The 26,592-nt window shown below is 51.5% G+C and carries 27 protein-coding genes and 1 tRNA gene; 14 read left to right on the top strand and 14 right to left on the bottom strand.

Annotation, left to right across the window (positions count from 1 at the left end; translation table 11 throughout):
* Positions 1–5: 5 nt before the first annotated feature.
* The 6 genes from N24_RS02055 to N24_RS02080 form a co-directional block, all read right to left on the bottom strand.
* Positions 6–1,133, bottom strand: coding sequence for a biotin-independent malonate decarboxylase subunit beta (locus N24_RS02055; protein WP_096453889.1), 1,128 nt, complete (start codon positions 1,131–1,133; stop codon positions 6–8).
* Positions 1,120–1,977 carry a triphosphoribosyl-dephospho-CoA synthase gene (locus tag N24_RS02060; RefSeq protein WP_096453891.1) on the bottom strand — a complete coding sequence of 286 codons (858 nt, stop codon included), beginning with the start codon at positions 1,975–1,977 and terminating at the stop codon, positions 1,120–1,122. The genes N24_RS02055 and N24_RS02060 overlap by 14 nt, the downstream gene beginning before the upstream one ends.
* Before the next feature lie 5 nt (positions 1,978–1,982).
* Positions 1,983–3,644, bottom strand: coding sequence for a malonate decarboxylase subunit alpha (gene mdcA / locus N24_RS02065; RefSeq protein ID WP_096453893.1), 1,662 nt, complete (start codon positions 3,642–3,644; stop codon positions 1,983–1,985).
* 81 nt (positions 3,645–3,725) lie between these two features.
* Positions 3,726–4,394, bottom strand: coding sequence for a response regulator transcription factor (locus tag N24_RS02070; RefSeq protein ID WP_096453895.1), 669 nt, complete (start codon positions 4,392–4,394; stop codon positions 3,726–3,728).
* A complete protein-coding gene (locus tag N24_RS02075; RefSeq protein ID WP_096453897.1) occupies positions 4,372–5,865 on the bottom strand; it encodes a sensor histidine kinase in 1,494 nt (497 codons plus the stop codon). Before N24_RS02075 ends, N24_RS02070 begins: the two co-directional genes overlap by 23 nt.
* Before the next feature lie 37 nt (positions 5,866–5,902).
* The gene (locus N24_RS02080; RefSeq protein WP_096453899.1) at positions 5,903–6,304 is read right to left on the bottom strand and encodes a hypothetical protein; all 402 of its coding nucleotides are present in this window, start codon (positions 6,302–6,304) and stop codon (positions 5,903–5,905) included.
* 190 nt (positions 6,305–6,494) lie between these two features.
* Between N24_RS02080 and N24_RS02085 the strand changes: the two genes are divergently transcribed.
* On the top strand, positions 6,495–7,139 hold the full coding sequence (locus tag N24_RS02085) for a DedA family protein (RefSeq protein WP_096453901.1): 645 nt from the start codon (positions 6,495–6,497) through the stop codon (positions 7,137–7,139).
* A gap of 4 nt (positions 7,140–7,143) precedes the next feature.
* Here N24_RS02085 and N24_RS02090 read toward each other — a convergent pair.
* A tRNA-Pro gene (locus N24_RS02090) sits at positions 7,144–7,217 on the bottom strand.
* Between the two features lie 51 nt (positions 7,218–7,268).
* Positions 7,269–8,177 carry a metallophosphoesterase gene (locus tag N24_RS02095; protein WP_096453903.1) on the bottom strand — a complete coding sequence of 303 codons (909 nt, stop codon included), beginning with the start codon at positions 8,175–8,177 and terminating at the stop codon, positions 7,269–7,271.
* Positions 8,178–8,213: 36 nt separating this feature from the next.
* Between N24_RS02095 and N24_RS02100 the strand changes: the two genes are divergently transcribed.
* Positions 8,214–8,669 (top strand): GatB/YqeY domain-containing protein, encoded by a 456-nt coding sequence (locus tag N24_RS02100; protein WP_096453905.1) that lies wholly within the window; start codon positions 8,214–8,216, stop codon positions 8,667–8,669.
* A 15-nt stretch (positions 8,670–8,684) separates the two neighbouring features.
* Here the strand turns inward: N24_RS02100 and N24_RS02105 are convergent, their stop codons facing one another.
* Positions 8,685–11,069: a transglycosylase domain-containing protein gene (locus tag N24_RS02105; protein ID WP_096453907.1), complete on the bottom strand. Its 2,385-nt coding sequence runs from the start codon at positions 11,067–11,069 to the stop codon at positions 8,685–8,687.
* Positions 11,070–11,586: 517 nt separating this feature from the next.
* Here N24_RS02105 and whcA point away from each other — a divergent pair.
* The 3 genes from whcA to N24_RS02120 all read left to right on the top strand — a co-directional run bounded on the left by whcA (position 11,587) and on the right by N24_RS02120 (position 12,856).
* On the top strand, positions 11,587–11,937 hold the full coding sequence (whcA, locus tag N24_RS02110) for a WhiB family transcriptional regulator WhcA (protein ID WP_096453909.1): 351 nt from the start codon (positions 11,587–11,589) through the stop codon (positions 11,935–11,937).
* A 299-nt stretch (positions 11,938–12,236) separates the two neighbouring features.
* Positions 12,237–12,392 carry a DUF4177 domain-containing protein gene (locus N24_RS02115; protein ID WP_167381993.1) on the top strand — a complete coding sequence of 52 codons (156 nt, stop codon included), beginning with the start codon at positions 12,237–12,239 and terminating at the stop codon, positions 12,390–12,392.
* 5 nt (positions 12,393–12,397) lie between these two features.
* Positions 12,398–12,856, top strand: a complete 459-nt coding sequence (locus tag N24_RS02120; protein WP_096453913.1) for a RidA family protein — start codon at positions 12,398–12,400, stop codon at positions 12,854–12,856.
* 75 nt (positions 12,857–12,931) lie between these two features.
* Here N24_RS02120 and N24_RS02125 read toward each other — a convergent pair whose 3' ends face one another.
* From N24_RS02125 to N24_RS02135, 3 genes are all read right to left on the bottom strand, one after another.
* Positions 12,932–14,287 (bottom strand): MFS transporter, encoded by a 1,356-nt coding sequence (locus N24_RS02125; RefSeq protein WP_096453915.1) that lies wholly within the window; start codon positions 14,285–14,287, stop codon positions 12,932–12,934.
* A 37-nt stretch (positions 14,288–14,324) separates the two neighbouring features.
* Positions 14,325–15,857, bottom strand: a complete 1,533-nt coding sequence (locus tag N24_RS02130) for an acyl-CoA synthetase (RefSeq protein ID WP_231910827.1) — start codon at positions 15,855–15,857, stop codon at positions 14,325–14,327.
* Positions 15,858–16,169: 312 nt separating this feature from the next.
* A complete protein-coding gene (locus N24_RS02135; RefSeq protein ID WP_167381994.1) occupies positions 16,170–16,637 on the bottom strand; it encodes a MarR family winged helix-turn-helix transcriptional regulator in 468 nt (155 codons plus the stop codon).
* A 191-nt stretch (positions 16,638–16,828) separates the two neighbouring features.
* Between N24_RS02135 and N24_RS02140 the strand changes: the two genes are divergently transcribed.
* The 5 genes from N24_RS02140 to N24_RS02160 all read left to right on the top strand — a co-directional run bounded on the left by N24_RS02140 (position 16,829) and on the right by N24_RS02160 (position 21,412).
* The gene (locus N24_RS02140; RefSeq protein ID WP_096453921.1) at positions 16,829–17,764 is read left to right on the top strand and encodes an SDR family NAD(P)-dependent oxidoreductase; all 936 of its coding nucleotides are present in this window, start codon (positions 16,829–16,831) and stop codon (positions 17,762–17,764) included.
* Between the two features lie 36 nt (positions 17,765–17,800).
* Entirely contained in the window at positions 17,801–18,787 is a 987-nt protein-coding gene (locus tag N24_RS02145; protein ID WP_231910829.1) for an amidohydrolase family protein, read from the top strand.
* Positions 18,780–19,976 (top strand): acyl-CoA dehydrogenase family protein, encoded by a 1,197-nt coding sequence (locus N24_RS02150; protein WP_096453923.1) that lies wholly within the window; start codon positions 18,780–18,782, stop codon positions 19,974–19,976. The genes N24_RS02145 and N24_RS02150 overlap by 8 nt, the downstream gene beginning before the upstream one ends.
* A 20-nt stretch (positions 19,977–19,996) precedes the next feature.
* Complete coding sequence (locus N24_RS02155; RefSeq protein ID WP_096453924.1) at positions 19,997–20,470, top strand: MaoC family dehydratase; 474 nt, start codon at positions 19,997–19,999, stop codon at positions 20,468–20,470.
* 114 nt (positions 20,471–20,584) lie between these two features.
* Positions 20,585–21,412, top strand: coding sequence for an MBL fold metallo-hydrolase (locus N24_RS02160; RefSeq protein WP_167381995.1), 828 nt, complete (start codon positions 20,585–20,587; stop codon positions 21,410–21,412).
* A gap of 504 nt (positions 21,413–21,916) precedes the next feature.
* Here the strand turns inward: N24_RS02160 and glxR are convergent.
* Complete coding sequence (gene glxR, locus N24_RS02165; RefSeq protein ID WP_096453928.1) at positions 21,917–22,600, bottom strand: CRP-like cAMP-activated global transcriptional regulator GlxR; 684 nt, start codon at positions 22,598–22,600, stop codon at positions 21,917–21,919.
* A gap of 250 nt (positions 22,601–22,850) precedes the next feature.
* Positions 22,851–23,036 carry a hypothetical protein gene (locus N24_RS02170; RefSeq protein WP_096453930.1) on the bottom strand — a complete coding sequence of 62 codons (186 nt, stop codon included), beginning with the start codon at positions 23,034–23,036 and terminating at the stop codon, positions 22,851–22,853.
* Positions 23,037–23,081: 45 nt separating this feature from the next.
* On the opposite strand from N24_RS02170, the gene nth reads away from it, so the two are divergent.
* The 4 genes from nth to N24_RS02190 all read left to right on the top strand — a co-directional run bounded on the left by nth (position 23,082) and on the right by N24_RS02190 (position 26,454).
* Positions 23,082–23,864 carry an endonuclease III gene (nth, locus tag N24_RS02175; RefSeq protein WP_096453932.1) on the top strand — a complete coding sequence of 261 codons (783 nt, stop codon included), beginning with the start codon at positions 23,082–23,084 and terminating at the stop codon, positions 23,862–23,864.
* A 7-nt stretch (positions 23,865–23,871) separates the two neighbouring features.
* On the top strand, positions 23,872–24,423 hold the full coding sequence (locus N24_RS02180) for a TlpA family protein disulfide reductase (protein WP_096453934.1): 552 nt from the start codon (positions 23,872–23,874) through the stop codon (positions 24,421–24,423).
* Positions 24,424–25,167, top strand: a complete 744-nt coding sequence (locus tag N24_RS02185) for an NUDIX hydrolase (RefSeq protein WP_096453936.1) — start codon at positions 24,424–24,426, stop codon at positions 25,165–25,167.
* A gap of 90 nt (positions 25,168–25,257) precedes the next feature.
* Positions 25,258–26,454 carry a MarP family serine protease gene (locus N24_RS02190; protein WP_096453938.1) on the top strand — a complete coding sequence of 399 codons (1,197 nt, stop codon included), beginning with the start codon at positions 25,258–25,260 and terminating at the stop codon, positions 26,452–26,454.
* Positions 26,455–26,592 lie beyond the last annotated feature (138 nt).

The raw sequence follows: 26,592 nt of genomic DNA on the forward strand, positions 1-26,592 counted from the left end.
TACTCCTATGCAGAAACAGTGCGAAGTTCTTCGGCGGTGGGGCGGGCGCTGGGGTTGAGGCGTTCAAGTTGGGCATTGAAACTAGCGAGGTTGTTGGCGCGGTGGTGGGTGTATGCCGTAACTGGTGCGGCAACAACTGCGGCGCGGATAGATTCAACTGTGTCATCGGAAAGAACATCTGCACGACCAGTGGCAACACGTTGCTCACCACCGATCATTTTCCAGATGGCAGGACGATCAGAGGCGTTGAGTTCTTGGACTCCGGCTTCAGTTTCAATAACTTCCGGGCCATTAAGAGCAAGACGTCCCTCCCTGGTCATGATGATGTGATCGCACAATCCGGCGGCGATTCCCATTCCGCCGAAGCAACCAACCATGCCGGCAACAACGCAAACCACCGGGGTGTACCTCTGCAGTTCCACAATGGCGGAATGGATTTCTGCGATGGCAAGCAATCCCAAATTGGCTTCTTGAAGACGAATGCCACCGGTTTCTAGCAGGAGGACAACGCGAATGTTGTGTCCGGCTTTAGCGTCGACAAGCGCTCTTTCAAGCGCTGCGGCGATTTTCGCGCCTGAGACCTCGCCGATGCCGCCTCCCTGGAATTTGCCTTCGAGGCCGACAACGATTGCGGAGTCGCCGTTGATGGTGCCGCGACCCAGCACCGCGCCATCATCGAGCTGCGGGACGATGCCCTGCGGCTCAAGGTGTGGAGATTGGATTTCTTGAAAGGGATCAAGCAGTTCGCGGAACGTCCCCGGATCCAAAAGTGATTGCACACGCTGCCGGGCGCTGAGCTCAGTAAACGGTGAAGAATCTGAAATTTCAATTGTTTGCGGTGACGTTGCCTGCTCAAATGCCTGGGTCAGACGCAGCATCGCCATGCCTGGGGTGGCGCCGAAATCATTGATCGTGATGTCTGCTTCCAAAGGATTTCTGCCGAAGAACCGCTTGAGCACATTGCGCCACACGGTATCAAAACCATCAACGGAGGTGGCAACTTTAACCGTGGTTTTTCCAGCATTGCGGGGCGCAGAAATCAGAATTTCCATATCGCCCGAGCCCACGACGCCAACGTGAATATCGTGTTGAAAAGGGATAGTTGCAGGGAAAGTTTCATTAATGATTTGCATGAGATTCTCCAAAAATCGAGGTTAAAAATAAGGCGCCAGCAAGCAGGTCAGCACTGCCGCCCGGGGAAAGGTTGCGGTTGGTCAGGTGTTGATCAAAAGCAGATAGCTTTTCGACGTCCAACCCCTCATTCGGTGGGCTTTCCACCAATAAATCAGTGGCGCTCTTATGCACAAAAGCTAGAGCTTCCGCGCCGCCTCGGTGCAAAATACACGTGTCATCAAGGCTGCTCATACACGTTATTAATCCTTTGATTTGCAGCTCGTAAGACGGAGTGAAATCGCCCGCATAAAAGCCCATGGCCTGCAAGATGGCGATGACATGAGGAAAACCTGAGGCCGCTTCCGATACGGCACCTCCCACTTTGTACTTCTTCCTCGCAGTTGCTCCTGGTCGAGGGGAACTATCAATAAAAGAATCGGGAATGGATGCCAGAGAGCCTGCACGCTGCGCAATGGAAAAAGCGGTGAATGGCTGATCTTCCCGTGTCATCAAACCTGAGGCAGCAGTGACCAAAAGCCCCACATTCCAGATCGCCCCGCGGTGAGTATTTACCCCGCCAGTTGCATCCATCATTGTGGCTTCACCACGCCGACCAATCTTGCCGATCTCATTCCGCAACTCTTGACCAAGCTCAATTGTTTTGCCGGCTTCTGCAAGCTCTGAAAACGTTGGCTCCAACACCTTCGCTGATTTCCGCATCAGCTCGATATCCATGTCCTGGTGTCCGCGAGAACCGTCAGGGCCAACCAAACCTGGTTTATGAGGAAGATTAACCTCAGCCAATAAAGCCTGTGTAGCTAAACGGCCAATTGATGCTTGTTGAACTTTTACAATGTTGTGCATCGTTTTTACCTACTCTTGAACTTGGCTGGTGGCTCATACAATCCGCCGGACCATTCGACAAGTGATTCCATGGAATGCGCAGCAAGCAATGTGCGACTTGCCTCTGAAGGATTGACACCGATATCTTCTGGGAATCCCACCAAACCATTTCGACGAAGCTCTGCAATATCATCAGCATTGGCAATCCCGCCGAGCGGCGACACACCTGAAATCGCTGACACTGCCATCCGTCGTTCTTCCAAAGACTGTGCTTTATACAGATAAGCAACGCCTTCTTCAGAGACCAAGTGGGTGACATCATCGCCATAAATCATCACCGGTGCGATCTCCATGCCGGCTTTCTTGCCCACTGCTACCGCGTCCAATTGCTCCACAAACTTTGGATCTGATCCTGCGTTGAAAGTTTCTGCAATCTGAACAACAAGCTTTTGACCTCGCTGAATGCCGAGCTGTCCTTCGCCTTGAGCCATATCCAACCATGCTGGGCTGGAATGCCTACGACCACGGGGATCAGAACCAAGGTTTGGTGCGCCACCAAAACCTGCAAGACGTCCCGCTGTGACGGTGGAAGAGTTTCCATATGGATCAATTTGCAGGGTGGAACCAACAAACATATCAGTGGCATACAAACCAGCAGATTGAGCAGCCATGCGATTGGAACGCAAACTTCCATCAGGCCCTGTGGTAAAAATATCCGGCCTTGCCGCAACATAATTACTCATTCCCACTTCACCGCCGAATGCAGAAATGCGCTGCACCCAACCAGTTTCAATGGCTGGAATCAGATTTGGGTGTGGGTTTAGAGCCCAGTGCGTACAGATTTTTCCTTTCAGCCCATAACGCTCCGCATAGGTAGGAAGCAACAACTCAATTGCGGCTGTATCCAACCCAACTCCGTGGTTGAGAGAAGTGACCTGGTGCTTTTCATAAACACCACGAATGGTCAACATTGCAAGAAGCACATGAACATCAGTGAGCTGCCGGGGATCACGGGTGAAAAGTGCTTCGACTTCAAAAGGCTTATCTGCCTCAACAACAAAATCTACCCAGCTTCCAGGGATATCGACGCGGGGCAAAGAATCGACAATTTCATTTACCTGAGCAATGACAATTCCGGAACGGTAGGCAGTTGCCTCAGAAATCGTTGGAGTATCTTCAGTGTTGGGGCCGGTGAACAGGTTTCCATCTTTATCCGCAGAAACAGCTGCGACCAAAGAAACACGAGGGGCAAGATCCAAAAACATCCGCGAGTACAACTCGAGGTAAGTGTGGATAGCGCCAACCTGCATCGTGCCATCTTCAACAAGCTGCGCAGTGCGTGCAGATTGCTGACCAGAAAAAGCGAAATCTACTTTTGAAGCAATACCATCTTCAAAAAGATCTAAATGCTCTGGCCGTGAAATCGACGGGAACAGCATGTGCAGGTCATGAATGCGTTCCGGATTGACCTTGGCCAAAGATCGAGAGAGGAAATCTGCCTGTTTTTGATTGTTGCCTTCGAGAGCTACGCGATCACCTGGTTGGATGAGTAGTTCGAGAGCCTCAGTTATTTTTTCGGTCGGAATGAATTTTCCATTTACCAAAGAAGAGACCGCATCAATGCGTTCTGCTTTGTTTCGTCTGTCAGTATCCCAAAGGGTTGGAGCTTGAATAGTTGAAGTGGTCATGCTCACAGATTATGGGGATAGTGATCTATCGACTACGTCCAATTAGTAATCATTCATGCGAAAACGCATTGATCTAAAATGCTATCTCAACCTGTAACCAGAACCGCGAACAGTTTCAATTCGGTGAGCCCCAATTTTCTTCCGTAATGCACGCACATATACATCGACGACATTTGACCCAGGATCCCAATCCATATCCCACACCAACCGGAGAAGCTGCGCGCGGGAGAGAATCTGTCCTGGGTGACGCATGAGAGTTTCTAAGAGATCTACTTCGCGCCGGGAAAGATCGTGCCAGGAGCCGTCGATAAGCACGCGCTGGGTACGAAGATCAAGCTCAACATCGCCGTTGCGCAGCACACGCGCATCGGTCGGCGATTCTTGAGCAGTATGTTTAGCAAGACGAAGTTTGATACGCGCTAAAAGCTCAGCGAATTGAAACGGCTTGGGCATATAATCATCAGCGCCTCCCTCAAGCGTGCGGAGACGATCCTCAATGTTGGTGCGTGCCGTGAGCACGATGATAGGTAGTGTGACCTGCAGATTTCTTAATTGCTCAAGAACATCTGTGCCGTCCATGTGTGGAAGACCTAGGTCTAAAACCATCAGATCGAAATCACCAGAATGTGCGCGGGCAAATGCTTCGGCGCCAGATTCTGTGACTTCGCAGTCAAAACCCTCGCGGATGAGGCCGCGAACGATGAAATCAGCAATGCCAGCGTCATCTTCAGCGAGCAGGATCTTGCTCATGGGTGTATTCCTTTGATTGTTGTGGTGCGGGAATTTCTAGTCCGAAAATAGAACCTAAACCTGGTGTGGAATTAACGAAAGCTCGACCGCCATGAGCCTCGCCGATTGCTTTGACAATAGATAAGCCTAGGCCGGCGCCACCGGGACGCCGTGAATTTTTTTGGGAGCCTCTGGAGAAACGGTCGAACAGGGTTTCTTGTTCATCGAGGTCGATGCCTTTGCCTTTGTCTCGAACCCAAATGCGGAAAATGCGGTCGGGTCCTGAATGTCGGAAATCTGAACCCAACTCCACCACATCGTCGCTATAGCGCAACGCATTGCTAAACAATTCCAGCACTGCCTCGGTGACCCGCTGCTCGTCGAGGTTGACGAGGCCCTCGGCGGCGTCGACAAGCAAAATTCGGTCGCTGATGGTGCGGGCCTTGTCCTCAATATCAATGGTCAAGTCTGTGACATCCGTGGGGAGTTTATGGATGAAGGTGCCGGAATCAGCGACTGCGAGGGTGAGCAGATCATTGACCATTCGCGACATCCGGTCCAGCTCAGTAGTGGCCAACTCAATCGATCGTGCTTGTTCCTCCGGTGGGGTGGTGGTGAGAAGCTCCAACTGGCCACGCACCACAGTGATCGGCGTGCGTAGCTCATGTCCGGCATCATCGACGAACTGACGTTGATCGTTATACGCCAGCTCGATGCGATCCAACATGGCATTAAACGTGCTGGCTAGCTGCGCGATCTCATCACGGCCCTCCACCGGAACACGACGGGTGAGATCGGAATTATTAATTTTCGCAGACACAGAACTCAATTTTCGGATCGGCGCGATGATCTGCCCAGCGATCAACCACGCAATCAGAATTGAAGCAATTAGCCCTCCGGTGCCGATCAATATAAGGATCTGAATCTGGCTATTGACCTGACTTTTAAGATTATCGGCGAAGAAAGCGACAACGAACTCACCATCGGCCTCGCCGGATGCTGTCTCAAAATTCACCTTGCCCCAATGAGCCGCTCCGCGGTCAGGATCGTTGAAAATTCCAGAATTTAAAGTGGACTGTCGGATTTCAGAAACTAACGGGTCAGAGTGTTCTAGGGGAGCAGGATGGGCACCACTGAGCTGAGAATAATCAACCTGAATCAGCTCACCTGGAAAAATACCCACGATGGCTTCATTTTCATCCGGAATCTGCCTAGATAAATAGACCTCCATCAAACGATGCCCTGAAGCAAAAGGCTGCGCAGTTGTTGGATCCACACCTTCCGTTGCAAATCGACGAAACTCCTCAATCTCCTGCTCAACGGCAGAATTTGCTGTATTTGTCACGTCTGAAAGCAACACGGAACGGGTAATGATCACCACGCTTGCCAGAGTTAAGAAAACAACCGCTGTCATCCACAAAACGATTCGCCAGCGTAATGATGCCTTTAGTGTTGTCTTCATCGTTGTGTTCAGCGGGGTTGATTTGGCCATGAAATAAGAGATGCCTCAAGGTTGGTTCTGGGATGGGTTAATCGTCGTCGAAGTCGTCGAGGTCGTCATCCCAGTCGTCGTCATCATCGAAGTCGTTGTGGTCGTCGAGGTCGTCATCCCAGTCGTCGTAATCATCATCGTCATAGTACTGATAGTTCAGCGGCACCTGCGGGGGTTGTTGCACCTGAACAGGAGGAGAAACTGGTGTTTGTACTGGGGTTTCATGCACTTCCTGGGTGGTTGGGGGAGTTTCTGCAGGTGCAGTATTCGGCTGTTCTTCAACAGATGTTGTTGAAATAGGAGTGTGGGTGATGGTGGCTGGTTCACTTTCTACGTTGGGAGTAGATCTGTTATTTGCCAGTGCAGATCCACCGATGGCAACCAGAACAAGCAAAGCCAGAATCGTAATTAGTGGAGCGTAACGGGGGAGTGTTTTCATGGGCTGTCTTCCTCTATCCAAATCATCTTCCACTCCATTGTCGGATACTAAAATGAAATGAACATGAGAACTTTGTCTATTGGGATCGCCAAGGGTTCTGCACGGAATTGCCAGGAATACTCAATACGATCGATCCTGTTCAAGGACAGTGTTGGGTAGTGTTGATCGCACGCTTTAAGAAGGAAGCATTTTGAATGATCAGTTGGTGAGCTGGGTGGAAACGCTCATGGCTGCTGCAGTGTTTTATCCGGTGCTGTCAGTAGTTGTACTCTTCGACTGTATTTTGCCGCTTATTCCTAGCGAAACTGTTCTTGCTTTAGCGGGAGCTTGGTCAGGTGCACGAGGAACACCGAACCTGTGGTTGGTTATTGTGGTGGCCACAGTAGCTGCGATTGTTGGCGATAACCTGTGTTATTTCTTTGGCACTCGGTTAATCAAAGTGGTGAATCGAGTTCCCGGAAATTCCAAACGTGGGAAAGCGCTGGGGTGGGCGCGGGAAAATCTCAATGAACGGGATGTCTCGACGATTATCATCGCTCGTTTCATTCCGTGGGCGAGGTGGTTTGTCACCATCATTTTAGGATCCGTGGGATATTCCTGGACGAGGTTTCTTATCTGGGATTCCATTGGTGCGTTGATTTGGGCGACCCAAGCAACCTTGTTGGGATATGTGGGTGGATGGCTTTTCCAGGATCAACCACTGATTGGTTTAGTGGTTGGAGCCACCTTGGGAATTTTCTTCGGGTTCTTTTTACAGTGGCTTAACAAAGTGTGGGAAAATCGTCGCCAGAACACAAACAGGCCAGATAGCAAAACACTATCTGACCTGGCTTAACTAGTCGGGATAACAGGATTCGAACCTGCGACCTTACCGTCCCGAACGGCACGCGCTACCAAGCTGCGCCATATCCCGAATGACTGGAATCAGTACGGGAAATCACTGTAGTCCTGTGGGTTTTTCAGGTCAAAGTGCCTGTTCAGTGATCTTGATTAAGGTGGCGCTTGGTCGGCAGAAGATGCGGAATGGCACATATTTGGAGGTGCCGAGACCGTTGGATACGTGCATCCACATAGCCCCAAATTTGTTGAGGCCGGTTGCTCGTTTCCTATCGATTCCACAGTTGGTGACGATCGGTTTGCTGCCTGGCAGACAAAGCTGACCGCCGTGGGTGTGGCCAGATAGGGAAAGCTGGTAGCCATCGGCTTCAAATTGTGCGAGCACTCGTGGCTCGGGAGCATGAAGCAATGCTATGGCGAGATCAGCGTCCACGTTTGGTGCACCAGCGATTTCTGAATAGTCGTCGAGGTTGTGGTGGGGATCATCGACACCAGAAATAGCTAGGCGTACAGAACCGACTTGGAATTCAAGGCGTTTTTGGTTGGCATCTTGCCAGCCGTGTTCGATGAATGCAGCTCGCATGGCTCGCCATGGTAAATCGATGTGGCTGACTTCGCGTTTTTTGCCAATAAGGTAATCAAAAGGATTGACGGGGCGGGGTGCCCAATAATCATTGGTGCCAAATACAAACGCGCCGGGGCGTTTCATCAAAGGCCCAAGTGCGCGGAGGACATCGGGTACTGCTTTTTCATCGCTAAGGTTGTCGCCGGTGTTGATTACTAAATCAGGGCTTAATGAATCCAGCGCGGATACCCATGCCTTTTTGGTTTCTTGACCTGGGATCATGTGGAGGTCAGAGATGTGAAGAAGACGAAACTCTTTTTCTCCACGCAGGGTTCCGGGCTTTAAAATCGGAAGCTCAATTGTCTTGAGTTCAAATTTTTCTAGCTCTGAATATCCCCATGCTGCGGTGGCGATACCGGTTCCGAGCAGTGCTGCGGCTGAAAAAGTGAGTGTTTTAATCGTAGTTGACACCTTATTCACCCTACCCGGGGAGTACTCTGGGCAAACATGAGTGAACTAAAAGATAAAATCCGCGCAGATCTAACTACCGCTATGAAGGCTCGCGATAAGGACACCACCGGTACCTTGCGCATGCTGCTTTTTGCATTGACCCAGGAAGAAACCACCGGAGCTAAGCACGAGCTTAATGATGAAGAAGTGCTGAAGGTGATTGCTCGCGAAATTAAGAAGCGTCGCGAGTCAGCTGAGGTGTACACCGAAAATGGTCGTCAGGAATTGGCAGATGTGGAGCTTAAAGAGGCTTCCATTTTGGAAAACTACCAGCCTGAGCAGCTTGATGATGATCAGCTAAACGCATTGATCGATGAAGCTATCGCTGAAGTTGGTGGTGAGGCAGATATGAAGAAGATGGGCCAGATCATGAAGGCTGCTACTGCGAAAGCTGCTGGTCGTGCAGATGGAAAACGACTCTCCACCGCAGTGAAGAGCCGTCTAAGCCAGTAACCAGGTTCCAGCTACTTAGCGGAAGAATTGACTGATGGCGTCATTGATGGCGTCTTCAATCGTTGTTCCACGGTTGTTTGTTGATGGAGCAGGGGAGTCTCCAGCATCATCGTCATCGTTGTTTGTTGCCGGAGCTGGGCTTGAGCCGTCGGAAATTTCAAGAATGACGGTCGATCCGTCGATAAGCACTGCACCCTGCGGGTTTGCACTGACAACCGTGCCGCGCGCACTGCCGGAGCCGGATACCGAGCGCGTGGTTACCTTGTAGCCCTCTGCCTCGAGTGTGCGACGTGCGGAGGCTTCGCTTTGTCCGATTACCTTGCTCAGCAGCTCGCCTGAAGCGCCGATGCGGAAGGCGTCGCTGCTATCTGGCAGTGAACCTTGGGCTGCCGCGGGCACGTTGCTGGCCATGTTAAACCATGTTTGAGCTGGTTCATTACCGCCGAAGAGGTTGCCGCTGCTGCACTGGCGAACAGGTCCACTGCATAGTGGGGTGGTTGTGGTTCCATCGTTGTAGATATATGGGACAGCCGCGAAGTTGCTGTTAAAGCCCATGAATGATGAAGATTGGTTGGACTCGGTGGTACCTGTCTTAGCTGCAGTCGGTTGAGACCAGCCGTACATGTTGGCAGCTGATGCTGCAGTACCGTTGACGATGTCCTTGCTCATGCCGACAGCTAAAGCTTCAGCAGTTTCAGTTTCTACGGCGCGTTCACAAGTTGGTCGATCAATGTAGACTTCATTGCCTTCGCGGTCATGAACGCTAACGATTGGATTTGGCTCGCACCACATGCCGCCAGAAGCAATTGTTGCAGCAACATTGGATAGCTCAAGTGGGTTTACCGCAGTAGGTCCCAAAGTATAAGAGCCTAGATTGTGGTCCTTCATGTAATCCGCAATGGAGCTTTCACCATCAAAGGAACCTTCGTCGGTGTAACTGCGCAGTCCCAATTTCACGGAAAGATCAACGACCTTTTCCACACCAACTTGCTCAATCATCTCCACAAACGCGGTGTTGGGTGACTGTGCAAGTGCGTCCTGCAATGTCATACGTGGTGCATAAGTTCCAGCGTTTTCCACACAGTAAGTATTAGCTGGGCAGTTTGCAGCACCGCCAGAGCCCATCCCTTTCACCTCATATCGGGCAGGAACATCCAGCATGGTGTCAAGGCCTGCACCTTCCTGGATTGCGGCAGCTGCGGTAAAGATCTTGAAAATAGAACCTGCACCATTACCAACGCGTGATGTTGCTTGAGGGAGCATCGTTTCCCCAGCATCAAGGTCGAGGCCGTAATTGCGTGAAGATGCAATAGCCAAAATGTCACGGGAATTTTCACCCGGCTCAATCACATTGACTACTTCGGCAACGCCAGGAGTTGTGGGGTCAACATGGGAAGCAACGGCATTTCGAGCTGCATCTTGCACATCAGGATCTAAAGTGAGCTTGATGGTGTAGGAATCTTTAGCCAGCATCTCTTGGGTAATGCCCTGTTCAGAGAGATACTGCAGTGCGTAATCACAGAAGAAACCACGATCCCCGGCACCAATGCAACCATTGGCTAAGCCTTGAGGAGTTTCCAAAACTCCCAATGGTTCCTGCTGGAAGGCGGCGGCTTCCTCAGGTGAAATTGCGCCAGCATCAGCCATTGCTCCTAACACCGTATTCCGACGCTCAAACACAGCATCATGATTGGTATAAGGATTGAGATAAGAAGAAGACTGCACAATACCTGCAAGCATTGCGGACTGCGGAATGGTGAGCTCGGCTGCTGAAGAATCAAAATACGTCCGAGCGGCAGCTTCTACGCCATAAGCGCCATTTCCGAAAGGAACAATGTTGAGATAACGAGTAAGAATCTCATCCTTAGATAACGTCTTTTCCAAATCAGACGCCATCTTCATCTCACGGAGCTTACGAGGAATAGAGGTTTCCACCGCTGCTGCTTGTTCTGCCTCATCATCAGCTTCCACCAACAGCAGGAAGTTCTTCACATACTGCTGATTGATGGTTGAAGCACCCTGCTCAACACCACCAGCCACCAAGTTGGTCAACATTGCGCGACCAAAACCCTGAAGGTCTACTCCGTCATGCTCATAGAAGCGACGATCCTCAATGGAGACAATGGCATCCTTCATTGCCTTAGAGATTTCATCACCACCAACCTCGAAGCGCCGTTGCCCATAAATATAAGCAATCGGCTGATCCGTTGAATCCGTGATCGTCGTGACACCGGGACCGCGACCATCTGTGAGATCTGAAAGGTTGGTTTGCATCGTGTCATTGGTACGCGCAACTGCAACACCAGACAGGCTGGCGAAAGGCACTAATGCGAGCGCACCAAGGACGCCTGCGGCGACTGTCGATGCAACGAGCTTTGTCAGAGAATTGGTGGTGGACACCCCAACAGCCTAGCGATATCCCCGTGAATCGTGAACCCGAGAGGTTAATAATGGCAGCTTTTCTTTAATAATTTGCTGAATTTTTAAAGTGCGGAGTAGCAGTGCGTCCGGTGATCGTAGCTTAGGGCTTTACAAGCGCATTGGGAATACCAAACCATGTAAGGGAGCATATTTGAAGCCCGCCCTGAGCATTACGAAGTGACTTTTGTGCTGTTTTTTGGATTGAAATAGGCGGTGCACAGGGGAGTGCGTGGGGAGTGTATTGGGTCAGTTTCGGGGTTAGTGCAAATTCCTTGCTTAAACAACGTGGCTGATTAACAAAATTGTGGTATGACCAGGTTATTGGGGGAATCCTGGACAATTGTAAAGTCAGCCGCTCGCAAAATTTGCATAGATGTTGCACGGCAATTGCCCCCGTTTCTGTGATGCATTCGACACTGATTTAACTGTGTGACTACACTTACGAGTGTATTAGGTATTAGGCCGTGCATATGTAGCGCATTCTAAGGAGATTGTGATGACGTCTGTGATTCCAGAACAGCGCAACAACCCCTTTTACAGGGACAGCGCAACACCTGCTTCCTCTGACCATGCAGAGCGCGGCGAATGGGTGACCCAGGCAAAGTGTAGAAATGGCGATCCGGATGCATTGTTTGTTCGCGGTGCAGCGCAACGTCGAGCAGCAGCGATTTGCCGCCACTGCCCAGTAGCAATGCAATGTTGTGCTGATGCTTTAGATAACAAGGTGGAATTTGGAGTGTGGGGAGGCCTCACCGAGCGCCAGCGACGCGCACTACTTCGCAAGAATCCACATATTACTAATTGGGCTGAGTATTTAGCCCAAGGCGGAGAGATTTCCGGAGTATAAACACTCGGTATAAAAATTTTGAGAGGCTGACTATTTGCATGGTTGGCCTTTTATTTTTCCCTAACCCGTTTGGCAAAAGTGCGCAGTTATTCTCCCGTGCGTACATTAGACAACAAGATATTGGCAAAAAGGTGGCCAAAATCAGGAAATCTTGTTGTCTTATGTACATCTGGGTGAGGGGCCAAGGCAGCGTGACTACCCGCCGGACGAAAACGGTAGTGACACGGCACTAGCATTACCCGGGTACTACTCAAGTATGGAGGAAACCTATTCGTTCGTTCCCCGGTAGGATGATCAGCATGACTAAATGGGAATACGCAACTGTGCCACTGATTACGCATGCTACTAAGCAGATCCTTGATACCTGGGGTGAGGATGGCTGGGAATTGGTCTCAGTGCTTCCTGGAATGAATCCAGAAAACCTCGTTGCTTACATGAAGCGTGAGGTGGCTTAATACTTATGGCTTCTAACTCCGAGCGCCTCGCAGAATTGGGCATTTCTTTACCTACCGTTGCAGCACCTGTGGCCGCATATGTGCCAGCAATTCAAACGGGAAATCAGGTGTGGACTTCCGGTCAGCTGCCTTTTGTTGATGGCCAGCTGCCTGCCACTGGAAAAGTTGGCGCAGAGGTATCTGCGGAGGATGCGGAAAAGTATGCTCGCGCAGCTGCGTTGAATGCGTTGGCTGCCATTGATGCTCTCGTTGGCATTGATCGAGTCACCCGCGTTTTAAAGATTGTTGGTTTCGTTGCGTCTGCTGAGGATTTCAGCGGTCAGCCTGGCGTGATCAACGGTGCTTCCAACTTGATGGGCGAGGTCTTCGGCGAGGCAGGCGCACATGCGCGTTCTGCCGTGGGCGTTGCGGAGTTGCCGCTCAACGCGCCAGTCGAGGTTGAGGTTATCGTCGAAATCGCTTAATACTTTTGCTTTTCGACGCCAAGGGCCACCCTCACACTTCGTGCGAGGGTGGCCCTTTTAAAGTTCAGTATTTATTTAGTGCTCGTAGGTAGCCAAGTCATGGTCCTTTGATTCCCTGGTGATTGCGATCGCGATGATCGAGACCAGCGACATTGTGGCGAGGAAAATAATGACTGGGGTGACTGAGATTCCACCGCCTGGTCCTGCATAGAGGCTGGCCAGGATAGTTGGGGTGAATCCTGCACCGATCAGTGTGGCTAATTGGTAGCCCAGCGATGCTCCAGTGTAGCGGGATGATGTACCAAATTGCTCTGAGATAAATGCTGCTAGTGGGCCATAAAGCATGGCGTGAAGAGCTAGCGCGATGGTAAATGCAGAGAGCAAAATGAACCAGTTATCTGAAGTGAGCATGCGGAAGAATGCCGGTAGGAATGCCACGAACAGCACGAGGGCGATGATCATGACGGGGCGTCGTCCAAAAAGATCGGATACTCTGCCAAAAAGAACCACAAAGAATACAGAGAAAACAGAGGCGACTGCAAAGGCATACAAGACGCTTGATCGTGCAATACCTGATTGGGTGGCGTAGCTGATGGAGAACGTCGAAAGCAAAACTTGCAGTCCGAATCCTGATGCACCACCAAGCATGGTCAGCAAGAGTGCCTTTGGTCGACGCAGTACCTGGAAAAGAGGGACTTTGCGTTCGGTTGGTTGGTCTTTTTCTGCAGCCACGGCAGCTGCAAACAAGGGGGATTCACTAACTTTTGCTCTGATGATCAAACCGACGATCAGCAAGACAAAAGAGATCAGGAATGGAATGCGCCAGCCCCATGAGAGGAATTGCTCTTGAGTAAGCACCGCTGAGGCAGTACCGAGTGCAAAAGTACCAAGTGCTGCACCGGTGGGTGCACCAGCATTTGTAAAGGATGCAGCAAAGCCTCGCTTTTTAGCATCCGAATGCTCGAGTGCCATCAAGGCAGCGCCACCCCATTCACCACCGACAGCAATACCTTGGCAAATGCGGAGGAAAATAAGAATAACCGCACCCATGCTGCCGATCATTGCTGCACTTGGTACCAAACCAATACAGGTTGAAGCCACACCCATGATGAGCATGGATAGCACCAGCATCTTTTTACGTCCAAGACGGTCACCAAAGTGCCCAAAAATTGCGCCACCGAGAGGGCGTGCTAAATAACCTGCGGCGAAGGTGCCATATGCTGCGATGGTTCCTGCCAGTGGATCCAGGTTGGTGAAAAATACCGCTGGGAATACTGTCGCAGAGGCCGCAGCATAAAGCAGGAAGTCATAAAATTCGATGGTTGAACCGAGATAACTAGAAACGATTGCGCGCCGGGATTCCTTTTTGCGCTGTTCAGGATTAAGTTTTAGCAGTTCTGGGGACGGAGAAACCGTCGAGGATGTGGTCATGGGATGCTCCAAGTGTGGTCAAGGTGGTGGTGTGGCTTTATGAAACGGGGATGGTGAGGTCACGCAGGATGTTCTTTTGGATTTTTCCTGTGGCATTTCGAGGGAGTTCTTCAATGATGTGGATTTCCCGTGGCAGCTTGTACCTGGCTAGTACTTTGCCTAGAAGTTCTCGTAGTTCAGGTCCTGTGGGTGGGGTAGACAGGGGGGTTTCTTTGATGGAGACAAAAGCGATGCCTGTTTCTCCCCAGCGTTCATCGGGGACTCCAATGACAGCTGCATCAAGGACAGGTTCGAGTTCTTGCAATGCATGTTCGACTTCAGCGGGGTAGATGTTTTCACCGCCGGAGATGTACATGTCTTTGATGCGGTCTTTGATGGTGTAGTAGCCGTCTTTGTCTTTGATGGCGATGTCTCCTGAGTGGTACCAGCCGTCTTGCAAAGCGTTTGCGGTGTCTTCGGGGCGGTTCCAGTATCCGGCCATAACGTGTGGGCCTCGGATGAGGACTTCACCGGGCGTTCCTGTGGGGACTTCCTCGCCAGTTTTGGGGTCTACTAGTTTGATGTCGGTGAAAAAGTGGGCTCGACCTGCAGTTCCAAGGTGGGTGCTTGTGTCGGATGCCTCGAGTAGACAGGCACCCGGTGCGGTTTCTGTCATGCCGAATCCTTGGACGATTTTTACGTCGCGTGCCTGCCATGTCAGCAGCGAGCGTTCGCTTAAGGGGGAGCCACCAACCATGATGGCGCGCAGTGAAGATAAATCGCGATCGGCAAAGGAAGGATCGTTGGAGAGCATATCAATCATCGCTGGCACCATGAAAGATTCAGACACTTTGGATCGTTCAATTTCTTCAAGCACATGGGCGGGGCGGAAGTCTCGGTGAATAATTACTTTTCCACCTTTCATCATCACAGGAATGGTGGTCATGTTGAGTCCCGCGATGTGGAATAACGGTGCAACGGATAGCAATACCGCGCCTTGTTCGATTTCCTGGCCAAGCAGGGCGTTGAAGTAATTGAAAAAGAGATTTCGGTGGGACAGCATCGCACCTTTGGGGCGGCCAGTGGTTCCAGATGTGTACATGAGTAGCGCGATGTCATCATCGCTGACGTCTAAGTGAATATCGGCGTCGGCGGCTACGCGCATAATTGCTTCTCGACGCAACCCCGGACCCTCAGTGTTTTCAACGCCCACCATGATGATTTCTGGGTGAAGTTCATGCAGGTAGTTTGCGTGCTCAATGAGGTCAATTCCATAAAAGACGACACTCGCACCACTGTCTTGGATGATGTAGTCGATTTCGCCCGCTGATAAACGTGGATTAACCAGTACTGGTGTTGCGCCAATGAGGTTGGCCGCAAAGAACACTTCGAGTAGCGCTGGGTGATTAAAACCGACATAAGCGACTCGATCTTGGTGTTTAACGCCGAGGTCTAGAAGGGCATGTCCTAGCCGATTAACTCGTTTGCTGAATTCTCCGTATGTGACACTTGTGCCTTCGAATTCAATGGCAGGGGATTCCGGACGAACAGTTGCCCTGCGGCGTGGGTAGCTTCCTATTCCGAGGTTCACTTTCAATCTCCTTTGTGTTTTGGATCACGTTTGAAGTCATTAAAAGCGTAAACGTTTAAAAAGTCAATGGTTTAAAAAACGTTCTATAGAAAAATTCATCACTTAATGGGTGTATGGGGGTGGCTGCTATGGCGACTACCAGGTATTTTGTTAATCGTTGCAATTTGTTTGCCCCCGATCTTCACAGTTGTGCGGGGCTGCTTAGCTTTGTGGGGGCCCGTTAGGGGGGTGGTCTTCAGGTGCTGGTGTGTCCGGCTGGCGAAAACAAAAAACCGACCATGTGTGCATGGTCGGCTTGTGCGGTAAGTGTTGCTAAAAAGCGATCTTGAGCAGTAATTGTCTTAACTGTTCTTGCTCGTCGGCGGTGAGATTTTTTAATGACTCACTTTCGGCGACAAGGAGGCGCTTGGTGGCTTCATCGTGAATAGCCAAACCTTCTTCTGTTGCGACGATGATCTTTGAGCGTCGATCTCGGGGGTCGGCCTCCCGTACTACCAGGCCACGTTTTTCTAGAAAGTCGACGAGAGCAACAATCTGGCTGGGGTCTAGGTCGAGGAAGGCTCCCAGTTCTCGCTGGGTTGGTTTCAGTCCGCTGGCCGCTATGGACAGGGTGGAATATTGACGAACTTTAAGTCCGAGGTCGACCAGTGCTTCGTTGCCTTTGGCGGAACCTTTGGCTCGGGCGCGGGCGGTGAGGAATTGGATCTGCTGGGACAATTCGGCCTCAAGGAATCGTTCTGGTCCGCCAATGATCTCGGCGGTGGGGTTGCTGGCGGTCATGATTGCTCCATGTGGACTGGCTGAAAAATAGTTTCGATCTTCAATCATTTGAACATGCACATATTCTGCACGTCAAGCACCTCTTGTAAGATTTCAAAAATTAATAGTTGACATTTTCAACGTTATACGTTTTCATTGAAGTCACGCCCAGATGAAGTGTCTGGGATCACAAATACTAAAAGGAGTTTGATATGTCTCTCAATGGAAAAGTTGCCATCGTTACCGGATCCGGCGCAGGTCTGGGTCGCGCTTTCGCTCAGGAACTTGCTCGTCAAGGCGCTTCCGTCATCGTCAATGATGTAAACCAGGAAGCTGCGGATGCCACAGTCGCAGCGATTGAAGAATCCGGCGGCAAAGCCGCCGCTGTTATCGCCCCCGTTGGGTCCTCTGAAAGCGCTAAATTGCTGGTGCAGGGGGCCGTCGATAAGTTTGGTTCTTTGGACATTCTTGTCACAAACGCGGGAATTCTCCGCGATAAGTCGCTGCTCAAGATGACAGATGATGATTTCGACGCAGTGATAAACGTCCACCTTAAAGGTACTTTCACATGTGTTCGTGAGGCATTTGGTTACTTCAAAGAAAATGGCATCGCTGGACGAATCGTCACCATTGGTTCCCCAACTGGTCAGCGTGGAAACTTCGGACAGTCCAATTACGCTGCGGCAAAGGCCGGCATCGTGGGCATGGTTCGTACCTGGGCTTTGGAGATGAAGCGAGCTGGGGTAACCATTAACGCCATCATTCCGGAAGCTGCCACCGATATGACAAAGACTGTTCCGTACTTCCAAAAAGCTGTTGAAGCCGATGAGCGCGGCGAGGCAATGCCAGCGTTCTTCCGTGAGACTTTAGGTTTTGGCACACCACAAGACGTTGCCGGGCTCGTGGCTTTCCTTTCATCCGATGAAGCAGCAGGGATTTCAGGACAGGCTATCGGTGCGGGCGGCGATCGCATGCAGGTCTGGCATCACCCTGAACCAGCTGTTACCGAATTCAACCCAGGTGGTTGGACCTACGAGGCGCTGCAAGAACGCGGCAAGAACATTATTGAAGACAACCTGCAGTCCGTTGGTGTTGTTTTCCCTGAACTGCCAGCTGAGCTGCAGCCACAAATCCCAGTCAAGGCTTAGAAAAACTGCACACTAACCACTACTTAAGGAGAAATTATGGGGAATCACGCAGTGAAATATGAGTGCGCAGTTGATGTCGATCAGATTGTTGCTGTAGACATGCACGTGCACTTAGAGGTGGATAGTTGTGGGCATGAATCAATGCCGGCAGATATCATGGAAGCTTCGTCGAAGTATTTCAAAGCAGAGGAACGAACACCTTCGGCCGATGCCATTGCCGATATTTATCGCAAGCTCAACATGGCTGCCGTGGTATTTACCATTGATGCGCGCACGCAGATGGGGCATCTGCCCAACTCGATTGATGATTTGGTAGAAAGCTGCGCCCGCAACAATGATGTGCTGATTCCTTTCGGCAGCGTGGATCCTCGCACAGGTGAAGACGCACTGGTGGAAGCTCGCCGCCAGGTTGAAGAACTCGGAGTTCGAGGATTCAAGTTCCACCCTTCGGTTCAAGGTTTCGATCCATCTGCCCAGGAGTTCTATCCACTGTGGTCACTGCTGGAAAGCTTCGGACTGCCATGCGTATTCCACACTGGTCAAAATGGCATGGGTGCGGGCCTTCCCGGTGGACGTGGAATTAAACTGCGGTTTTCCAATCCACTGTTGCTTGATGATGTGGCCGCTGATTTCCCGAATCTTCCCATCATCATGGCTCACCCGTCTGTGCCCTGGCAGGATGAAGCCAATTCGATCGCCACACACAAAGCCAATGTGTTCATTGATCTTTCTGGTTGGTCACCAAAGTATTTCCCTGAGTCCTTGGTTAAGCAGTCCAACAACGTGTTGTCCAAGAAAGTGCTGTTTGGCACAGACTTCCCATTGATTACTCCCGAGAAGTGGTTGGCAGCGTTTGCTGAATTGCCTCTTAAAGATCAAGTACGGCCGGGAATTTTAAAAGACAACGCAGTAAAGGTTCTGGGTCTAGATGCTCCGGCTGCTCCCGCCGCTCCCGCTGCTCCCGCTGCTCAAGAGCCAAGCAAAGCCGCTCCGGAGCAAAACAAGGCAGCTCAACATGCGTGATCCCATCCAAGGCACGGTCATTCCTTCTGATCTTTTTGGTTTCGCCGAAGTCCTAACAGATGCTGAGCGTGCAGTGCTGTTTGATACCCGCAAGGTTCTTGAAGAAAAGGTCAAGCCACATATTAATGAGGCATGGGATAGGGCAGTATTTCCTGAAGAAATTGTGCAGCCCTTGCAGGATCTTCAACTGCTTGACCCACCGACATTACGGGAGGCGGGGGAGTCTGTACGAGAAATCTTTACCGGCTTCCGCAATTTCGAGCTCGCGCGCTGTGATATCAATGTTGGTACCTATTTCAATGCGTCAGCAGGGTTGTTCCGCACAGCTTGTGTGGTTGGAGGGTCTCCAGAACAAGCAGCTCGGTTAGATGCCCAGATTAAATCAGGCGAGGTGAAGGGTGTCTTCGCACTCACTGAACCTGACCATGGATCTGATGTGGCTGGAGGTTTAGCTACTAGTGCCACCCAAGATTCGGCCACCGGTGAATGGATCATCAATGGAGAAAAGCGGTGGATTGGTGGTGCAGCAACATCTGATCTGATCGCTACATTTGCCAGGGATACGGCTGATAATCAGGTGAAATGCTTCCTGGTTTCACCTCACGCTGACGGCGTATCCATGGAAATCATTGACCGAAAAGCCTCCCTGCGCATCATGCAAAACGCGCACATTACTTATAACAATGTCCGGGTTGCTGAGGATGCTCGGTTGCAGAACATCAATTCTTTCAAGGATGTCTCTGAATGTCTGCGCCGCATGCGTTCTGATGTTGCCTGGATGGCAGTCGGAGCTCAAGCAGGAGCGTATGAAGCAGCAGTGAAGTATGTGCGCAGCAGGGAACAGTTTGGTCGTCCGATCGCAGGTTTCCAGCTCATCCAGGAAAAGCTAGCTCTCATGTTGGGTAACCTCACGGCTTCGCTGGGCATGATGGTGAAACTCACCGAGCAGCAACAGGCAGGAATTTTCAAAGAAGAAAATTCGGCACTTGCCAAAATGTTTACCTCGCTCAAGCTTCGGGAGACTGCTGGTTGGGCGCGGGAAATCTGTGGCGGCAATGGCATCATTTTGGACAACGATGTCGCCAGGTTCCACGCCGATGCTGAAGCTGTCTATTCATATGAGGGCACTCATGAAATCAATGCACTAATCGTTGGCCGCGCCATCACGGGCGTCAGCGCTTTCATCTAAAACACATTAAGGAGAACACCGTGACTACTTCCACCACCCCAAACACCATCGTTTCTTTAGAGGACGCTCCAGGCCTTACCGGACAAGACCTCGGATTCTCCGAGTGGCGCACAGTTACTCAGGAGATGGTGAATACTTTCGCCGACGCCACCGATGATCAGCAGTGGATCCACACCGATCCGGAACGAGCAAAGGATGGTCCTTTTGGCGCCCCGATTGCTCACGGTTTCCTCACCTTGTCCATGATCATTCCGTTCTGGGGCGAGCTGCTCGATGTCACCGGCGTGACCACCAAGGTCAACTATGGCCTGGACAAGGTACGTTTTACCTCACCAGTTAAGGTTGGTTCCCGCATCCGCATGGGTGCCGTCGTCCGCGAGATCACCGAGGTCAAGGGCAACGGCCTGCACCTGGTTGCTGATGGCACCATTGAGATTGAGGGGCAGGAGCGCCCAGCCGTCGTAGCTACCTTCCTCACCCGCTTCTACGCCTAAGAATTCGCTTTTCGACGCAAAAACCCATCCGGCGCATCCCATTAATTTATGGGATGCGCAGCGACTTTTCTCCCCAGTTCTACGAAATGGCTTATTGTGACTAAGCTTGAGCCCATGGAGCATCCTGCTTACAGCCAATTGCGGCCGGTTACCCCGTCCGCATCTGTTGTTTTGTGCCCTAATCCCGGTTATAGCTCGCTGGAAGGCACTAATTCTTGGGTTATCCGGGCACCAGAAGACCCCCGGAGCATTGTCATCGATCCAGGTCCTGAAGATGAGGGCCACCTGAATGTTTTGAACTCTAAGGCAGATGAGGTGGGTCTTGTTCTTTTGACTCACCGTCATCATGATCATGCTGACGGAGCGCAGCGTTTCCGTCAGCTCACCGGTGCACCTGTGCGTGCAATGGACCCTACTTACTGCGCTGGTGCAGGTGAAGTCCATGACGGTGAGATCATCACGATTGATGGTGTTACCCCACAGATTGAGGTAGTGGCAACCCCTGGCCACACTCGTGATTCTGTGTCTTATTTCATTTGGAGTGGAGTTCCCCATGAGTCCACTTTGGAAGGAATTGTTTCCGGTGATACTATCGCTGGCCGCCACACCACGATGATTTCAGAAACCGACGGTGACTTGGGCGAGTACCTGAATTCCTTGGCTATTTTGGAGGAGCGCGGTAAGAACATTCCGTTGCTTCCTGGACATGGCCCAGATGGTGAGGATGTCTCATCGTTTGCCCGTAAATACATTGAGCGTCGTGAGTTGCGTTTGGCTCAGATCCGCGAGATCTGGGAAACCCGCGGCCGTGATGTTTCTATGAAGGATCTAATCGACGCCATCTATGACGATGTTGATCCAGTTCTGCGTGGCGCTGCAGAGCAGTCCACTCACGTAGCGATTCGTTATCTGCAGGCTCAGGAAGCTGCTGCATCAAACTAAACAAACTTAAAACAAAACCACATTGCCCCCAACACCTCCAGTAAGAGGTGTTGGGGCAATGTGGTTTGGTGGACTTATTTCGTCAAGCCGCTTGACGATAGAAAGAATGTGCGAATATTCGTCTCGAATCGACTGCGAACCCACGAAACTGATCGAATATTTGCACGAATGACTGCCGCCGGTGCAAAAATTCTTTCGATTTAGAGCTTCACTTTTGATAGATGATCGAATTCTTGATCAGCAGACTTTCAGGTTTCACATTTACCCCACGAGCCTCAAAATTAACCACTCCTAGCATCGCTTTTAAGCGCTTCAAAAGCCCTGATCCATACTTTGAGTCATGCGAGGAATTTGAACCCTTTGAATGGCCTGCTGGCAAAATCGGCTAACCACAACTGGATGCTTAAAGGAAAGCACACATTTTTCCCTTAACCCAACAAAGAAAACCGGACGCGCATCCCAAGAAATCTTGGGACGCCCGTCCGGTTTTGGGTGCGACTTTACTTAACGTGCGCGACGTGCCAGGTGCTCGGTATCCACGATGAGGACAGACTTGCCCTCGAGGCGGATCCAGCCACGGTGTGCGAAGGTGGCCAAAGCTTTGTTCACGGTCTCGCGGGAAGCGCCAACAAGCTGTGCGATTTCTTCCTGGGTGAGGTCGTGGTTCACGCGCAGTGCGCCAGCTTCTTGGGTGCCGAAGCGGTTGGCTAGCTGCAGGAGAGTCTTGGCGACACGGCCTGGAACATCAGTGAAGATGAGGTCAGCTAGGGATGCATTGGTACGACGTAGACGACGAGCCAACACGCGCAGAAGCTGCTCTGCGATAGCTGGGTGATCAGCCACCCAGTTGCGCAGCATGTCAGAGTTCATGGTTGCTGCGTGAACTTCGGTGACACACACTGCAGAGGAGGTACGTGGGCCTGGATCGAAGATGGAGAGCTCGCCGAACATATCGGAAGGACCCATGATGGTCAGCAGGTTTTCGCGGCCATCCGGTGCGTGGCGTGCTAGCTTCACTTTGCCGGAGGTGATGATGTAAAGGCGATCACCTGGTTCACCCTCATCAAAGATGGTTGCTCCGCGTGGGAAACGGACAGTTTCCATGTCATGGATGAGGTTATTGACTGCCGTTGGGTCAACGCCTTGAAAAATTCCGGCGCGCGACAGGATTTCCTGTACACCTTCCACTGCTTTTCTCCTTCATCTGCACACATCTTGTTTGAGTCCGGATGAGTGGCAACACCTGGGGTGTTAGGGTTTGAGATAAAATCCGGATGACACCTAACTGGAGGTATCTATTAATGTGGCAAAGACCACTCTACTATGCAATTGGTCACCATATTAGTGCATTTGGCTAAAATGTCACAGTTTAAAAACTATGTTTTCAATATTCACAGATTGCTAGCAGCCAAAGTTTATTCTGCGAAAAACTTTAAGTTTAAGCTGCTGATGCTTCCTGCACTTCATACTCTTCTATCCCATCCGCACTGACAGTATCCTTCGCTAACTTTACCTCAGTGTTCTTCGGTGCGTCGGAGTGCAGGAAAGAGGACTCGATTCGCTCCATAGCAAATGCAAAAAGCATTAATAAGAGCGGGATGATCACCACAAGCAAACCTGTCATAGGTGTCATTCTAGTGCTGAATCAATTCCGCGCTAACTTAAGGGTATGGGTTCGATTACTCCGCAGAAAAGGCCTCGTGTGGGTTCGCACATTGCCAACAAGGGCCAAGAGACTGATATTGGGCGTAAACGTCGTGCTCGGCGCATTAATCGCACGTTAACGGTTGCATATCCCGACGCGCATTGTGAATTGGATTTTACTAATCCTTTGGAGCTGACTGTGGCCACGATTTTGTCTGCACAGTGCACCGATGTCCGGGTTAATCAGGTAACACCTGCGTTGTTTCGTCGTTATCCCACGGCTGCTGATTACGCCAACGCTGATCGCGCCGAGTTGGAAGAGCTGATTCGGCCGACGGGGTTTTATCGCAACAAGGCGACCGCGTTAATCGGTCTGGGGGAAGCCCTTGATTCGCTTTACGACGGCCAGGTCCCCAGCACCTTAGCGCAGCTGGTTGAGCTGCCGGGAGTCGGGCGTAAAACTGCCAACGTAGTGCTGGGTAATGCTTTTGGTGTGCCGGGAATAACGGTGGATACACACTTTGGCAGGTTGGTCCGACGGTTAAAACTCACTGATGAGGAAGACCCTGTGAAGGTGGAAAAGGTGATGAACGAATTGATCGAAAAGCCTGAGTGGACCATGTTTTCACATCGACTCATCTTCCACGGACGTAGGATATGTCATAGTCGACGCGCCGCCTGTGGAGCCTGCATGCTTGCAGCTGATTGCCCCTCCTTTGGTTTGGAAGGGCCAGCGGATCCATTTGAGGCGCAAAAACTTATTAAAAGTGATGATAGGGAGCACCTGCTGAAAATGGCAGGAATGTAGAAAACAAATGACAAGCAGTGCAAAGTGGTCCATCGTTGGTGTTGTCATCATCCTGGCAGTGTTGGTGGTGTTAATCCCGCAGCTTGTGGGTGGGAATAATGCTGAAGAAGATCGGGGGGAGGCGTCGATAAGCAATATTGCAAAGCGCCCGGACTGCGTTGCCTCCGGTGCGGCGGGTGTGGAGCTGCCCTGCCTGGGCGGTGAAAATGGCGCGGGTAATGAGCTGCCGACCGTGGTGAATCTGTGGGCGTGGTGGTGCGAGCCATGCCGCGCGGAGCTACCGATTTTTGATGAGTTTGAACAAGCCCACCCAGAGCTCAACGTCGTGGGTGTGCATGCGGACCAAAATGCTGCCAATGGGGCTGCACTGCTGAACGATTTGGGCGTTAATCTATCCAGCTACCAGGATGATTCGAATCTTTTCGCAGGCACCCTAGGGCTACCCGGCGTTGTACCGATCACGATTGTTGTCTCCCCGGAAGGAGAGGTCGTGGGCACGTTCCCGCAGCCTTTCGAATCAATCGAGGATCTGGAAAACGCTGTGGCAGGGGTGCTATAAGTGCACACTTTTCCCGATTTGCCCCACGATTTTCCCGGGCAAAACACAGAGCTAGCCCCAGATAAAGCGCCCGTGTGGATGCATCGGCTCATCCACCGAATTCAAACCGGGCGCATGGCCGACCCCTTGGAAGGATCAGAGCCTATAGGTACTACCGATGCGGAGAAAAGAGCCGCGGTGCTCATGCTGTTTTCCGGGTCGGAAACCTCCTTTGATCTACCCAATGATGCTTCCGTGCTGCTGACGCACCGCACTCCCACGATGCGCTCACATGCAGGTCAGATTGCTTTTCCCGGTGGCAGAATTGATCCCACCGACGCCAACGCAGTGGACTGTGCATTCCGTGAAGCGTGGGAAGAAACCGGCCTGGATCGCCGGACCGCAACCCCATTAGCCCAGCTCAACGAAGTCCATATTCGTGCAACCGGCTACCCGGTCTACCCAATCCTTGGACACTGGCACACACCCTCACCTGTGGCAGTCGCCAGCCCCCACGAAACAGACGAAGTCTTTGATGCCCCGTTATACGATCTCATCGACCCTAAAAACCGGCTCATGGTTGGCTGGCGCCAATGGCACGGACCAGCATTTAGAATCAACGACTACATCATCTGGGGATTCACCGGTGGGCTGCTTTCCGCGATCTTAGATACTGCGGGTTGGGCAGCAGAATGGGACACCAACCGCATCTACGACCTGGAAAATACTTTGGCAACATCGAGAAATAATGAGCGGATGCGTTAGGTTGCCACGCATTGGTGGCCTAAAATCGAAACGGTCTAAAAATTAAGCAGTACATTTAATCAATTTTCGAAAGCGTAGAACACCAAACAATTGTTGAGCCCCAGCCTGGTCGTCGATGCCATCATCGTCCTCGTCATGGCATTCGCCTTGTGGGGCGGTTGGCGTCAAGGAGCCTTCACCTCACTGCTATCCACCGTCGGTGTCGTCTCTGGCCTGGTGGTTGGTGCAGCAGCAGCTCCATTCGTGATGAGCCTAACCGACTCCACGGCCCTTCGCTTCCTCCTTGCCATTGGCACCGTGGTGCTCTTGGTGGGACTCGGCAATCTCATTGGTGCACATCTCGGCGCTGCAATTCGAGACAACATCAAATTCCGCAGCTCCCGAACACTAGATTCCGGACTCGGCGCGATTTTCCAAGTACTGGCGACGCTCATCGTAGTGTGGCTCGTTGCGATTCCCCTGGCCACAGGCCTGCCGGGAACAGTTGCAAGTGGCATCAGAGATTCTCGAATCCTGCATTTCGTAGACGGACACACACCCCAAGGCCTGGATACACTCCCGTCCAAAATTGCAGCCATGCTCAGCGAATCGGGCCTACCACCACTGATTTCCCCCTTCACCGGTGGATCATCAGTAGAAGTAGACGCTCCAGAAATCAACGTTGCGGATGTGGAATTGGTAGAGGCAATGCGACCATCGGTGATCCACGTGATGGGCGATGCCCAAGAATGCAGCCGACGCCTCATGGGGTCAGGATTTGTAGCAGCACCTGATTACGTGGTGACCAACGCTCACGTGGTTGCCGGAACATCCATGGTTAGCTTGGATACAATGATCGGCACCCGCTCAGCCGAAGTAGTGTTCTACGACCCAGACCTTGATATCGCAGTGCTCTACAGCCCAGGACTTGGCCTAGATCCACTCACGTGGGCATCTACGCCACTAGATACAGGCGACGAAGCAATCGTCATGGGATTCCCACAGTCCGGACCATTCAATGCTTCAGCCGCCAGGGTGCGCGAAAGAATCATGATCACTGGCAGCAACATTTACGCCAACGGCCAACATGAACGCGAAGCCTACTCAGTGCGCGGATCCATTCAGTCCGGAAATTCCGGCGGCCCGATGACCAACGAAGCTGGCGAAGTAGTCGGCGTTGTTTTTGGTGCAGCAATTGATGGATCAGATACCGGATACGTCCTTACTGCAGAAGAAGTCCAAAACCGCATTGGAGATATCTCGATGCTCACCCAGCCGGTCGATACCATGCAGTGTGCTGTTTCCTAATCTGATTGGGTGCATTTTTGTGGTTAGGCGTTTATCGCTCGTTTAAGGGCTCGAGTTTTTCGCATGAGTGTTTGTATGGGTAGGGGCTTGAAATCGTCTTAGAAGCGCTCCTGGGGAGGTATCACCTTTAGGGTTTGG

This window comes from Corynebacterium suranareeae (assembly GCF_002355155.1).
GTDB lineage: Bacteria > Actinomycetota > Actinomycetes > Mycobacteriales > Mycobacteriaceae > Corynebacterium > Corynebacterium suranareeae.

Bases quoted from the DNA above. Each gene is read 5' to 3' on its own strand.
- N24_RS02070 (WP_096453895.1), bottom strand. From the start codon at position 4,394: ATGAGCAAGATCCTGCTCGCTGAAGATGACGCTGGCATTGCTGATTTC.
- mdcA (WP_096453893.1), bottom strand. From the start codon at position 3,644: ATGACCACTTCAACTATTCAAGCTCCAACCCTTTGGGATACTGACAGA.
- N24_RS02115 (WP_167381993.1), top strand. From the start codon at position 12,237: ATGACTAAATGGGAATACGCAACTGTGCCACTGATTACGCATGCTACT.
- N24_RS02150 (WP_096453923.1), top strand. From the start codon at position 18,780: ATGCGTGATCCCATCCAAGGCACGGTCATTCCTTCTGATCTTTTTGGT.
- N24_RS02170 (WP_096453930.1), bottom strand. From the start codon at position 23,036: ATGACAGGTTTGCTTGTGGTGATCATCCCGCTCTTATTAATGCTTTTT.
- N24_RS02080 (WP_096453899.1), bottom strand. From the start codon at position 6,304: ATGAAAACACTCCCCCGTTACGCTCCACTAATTACGATTCTGGCTTTG.
- N24_RS02135 (WP_167381994.1), bottom strand. From the start codon at position 16,637: ATGACCGCCAGCAACCCCACCGCCGAGATCATTGGCGGACCAGAACGA.
- N24_RS02120 (WP_096453913.1), top strand. From the start codon at position 12,398: ATGGCTTCTAACTCCGAGCGCCTCGCAGAATTGGGCATTTCTTTACCT.
- N24_RS02125 (WP_096453915.1), bottom strand. From the start codon at position 14,287: ATGACCACATCCTCGACGGTTTCTCCGTCCCCAGAACTGCTAAAACTT.
- N24_RS02145 (WP_231910829.1), top strand. From the start codon at position 17,801: ATGGGGAATCACGCAGTGAAATATGAGTGCGCAGTTGATGTCGATCAG.
- N24_RS02060 (WP_096453891.1), bottom strand. From the start codon at position 1,977: ATGCACAACATTGTAAAAGTTCAACAAGCATCAATTGGCCGTTTAGCT.
- N24_RS02075 (WP_096453897.1), bottom strand. From the start codon at position 5,865: ATGGCCAAATCAACCCCGCTGAACACAACGATGAAGACAACACTAAAG.
- nth (WP_096453932.1), top strand. From the start codon at position 23,082: ATGGGTTCGATTACTCCGCAGAAAAGGCCTCGTGTGGGTTCGCACATT.
- N24_RS02180 (WP_096453934.1), top strand. From the start codon at position 23,872: ATGACAAGCAGTGCAAAGTGGTCCATCGTTGGTGTTGTCATCATCCTG.
- whcA (WP_096453909.1), top strand. From the start codon at position 11,587: ATGACGTCTGTGATTCCAGAACAGCGCAACAACCCCTTTTACAGGGAC.
- N24_RS02140 (WP_096453921.1), top strand. From the start codon at position 16,829: ATGTCTCTCAATGGAAAAGTTGCCATCGTTACCGGATCCGGCGCAGGT.
- N24_RS02055 (WP_096453889.1), bottom strand. From the start codon at position 1,133: ATGCAAATCATTAATGAAACTTTCCCTGCAACTATCCCTTTTCAACAC.
- N24_RS02160 (WP_167381995.1), top strand. From the start codon at position 20,585: ATGGAGCATCCTGCTTACAGCCAATTGCGGCCGGTTACCCCGTCCGCA.
- N24_RS02100 (WP_096453905.1), top strand. From the start codon at position 8,214: ATGAGTGAACTAAAAGATAAAATCCGCGCAGATCTAACTACCGCTATG.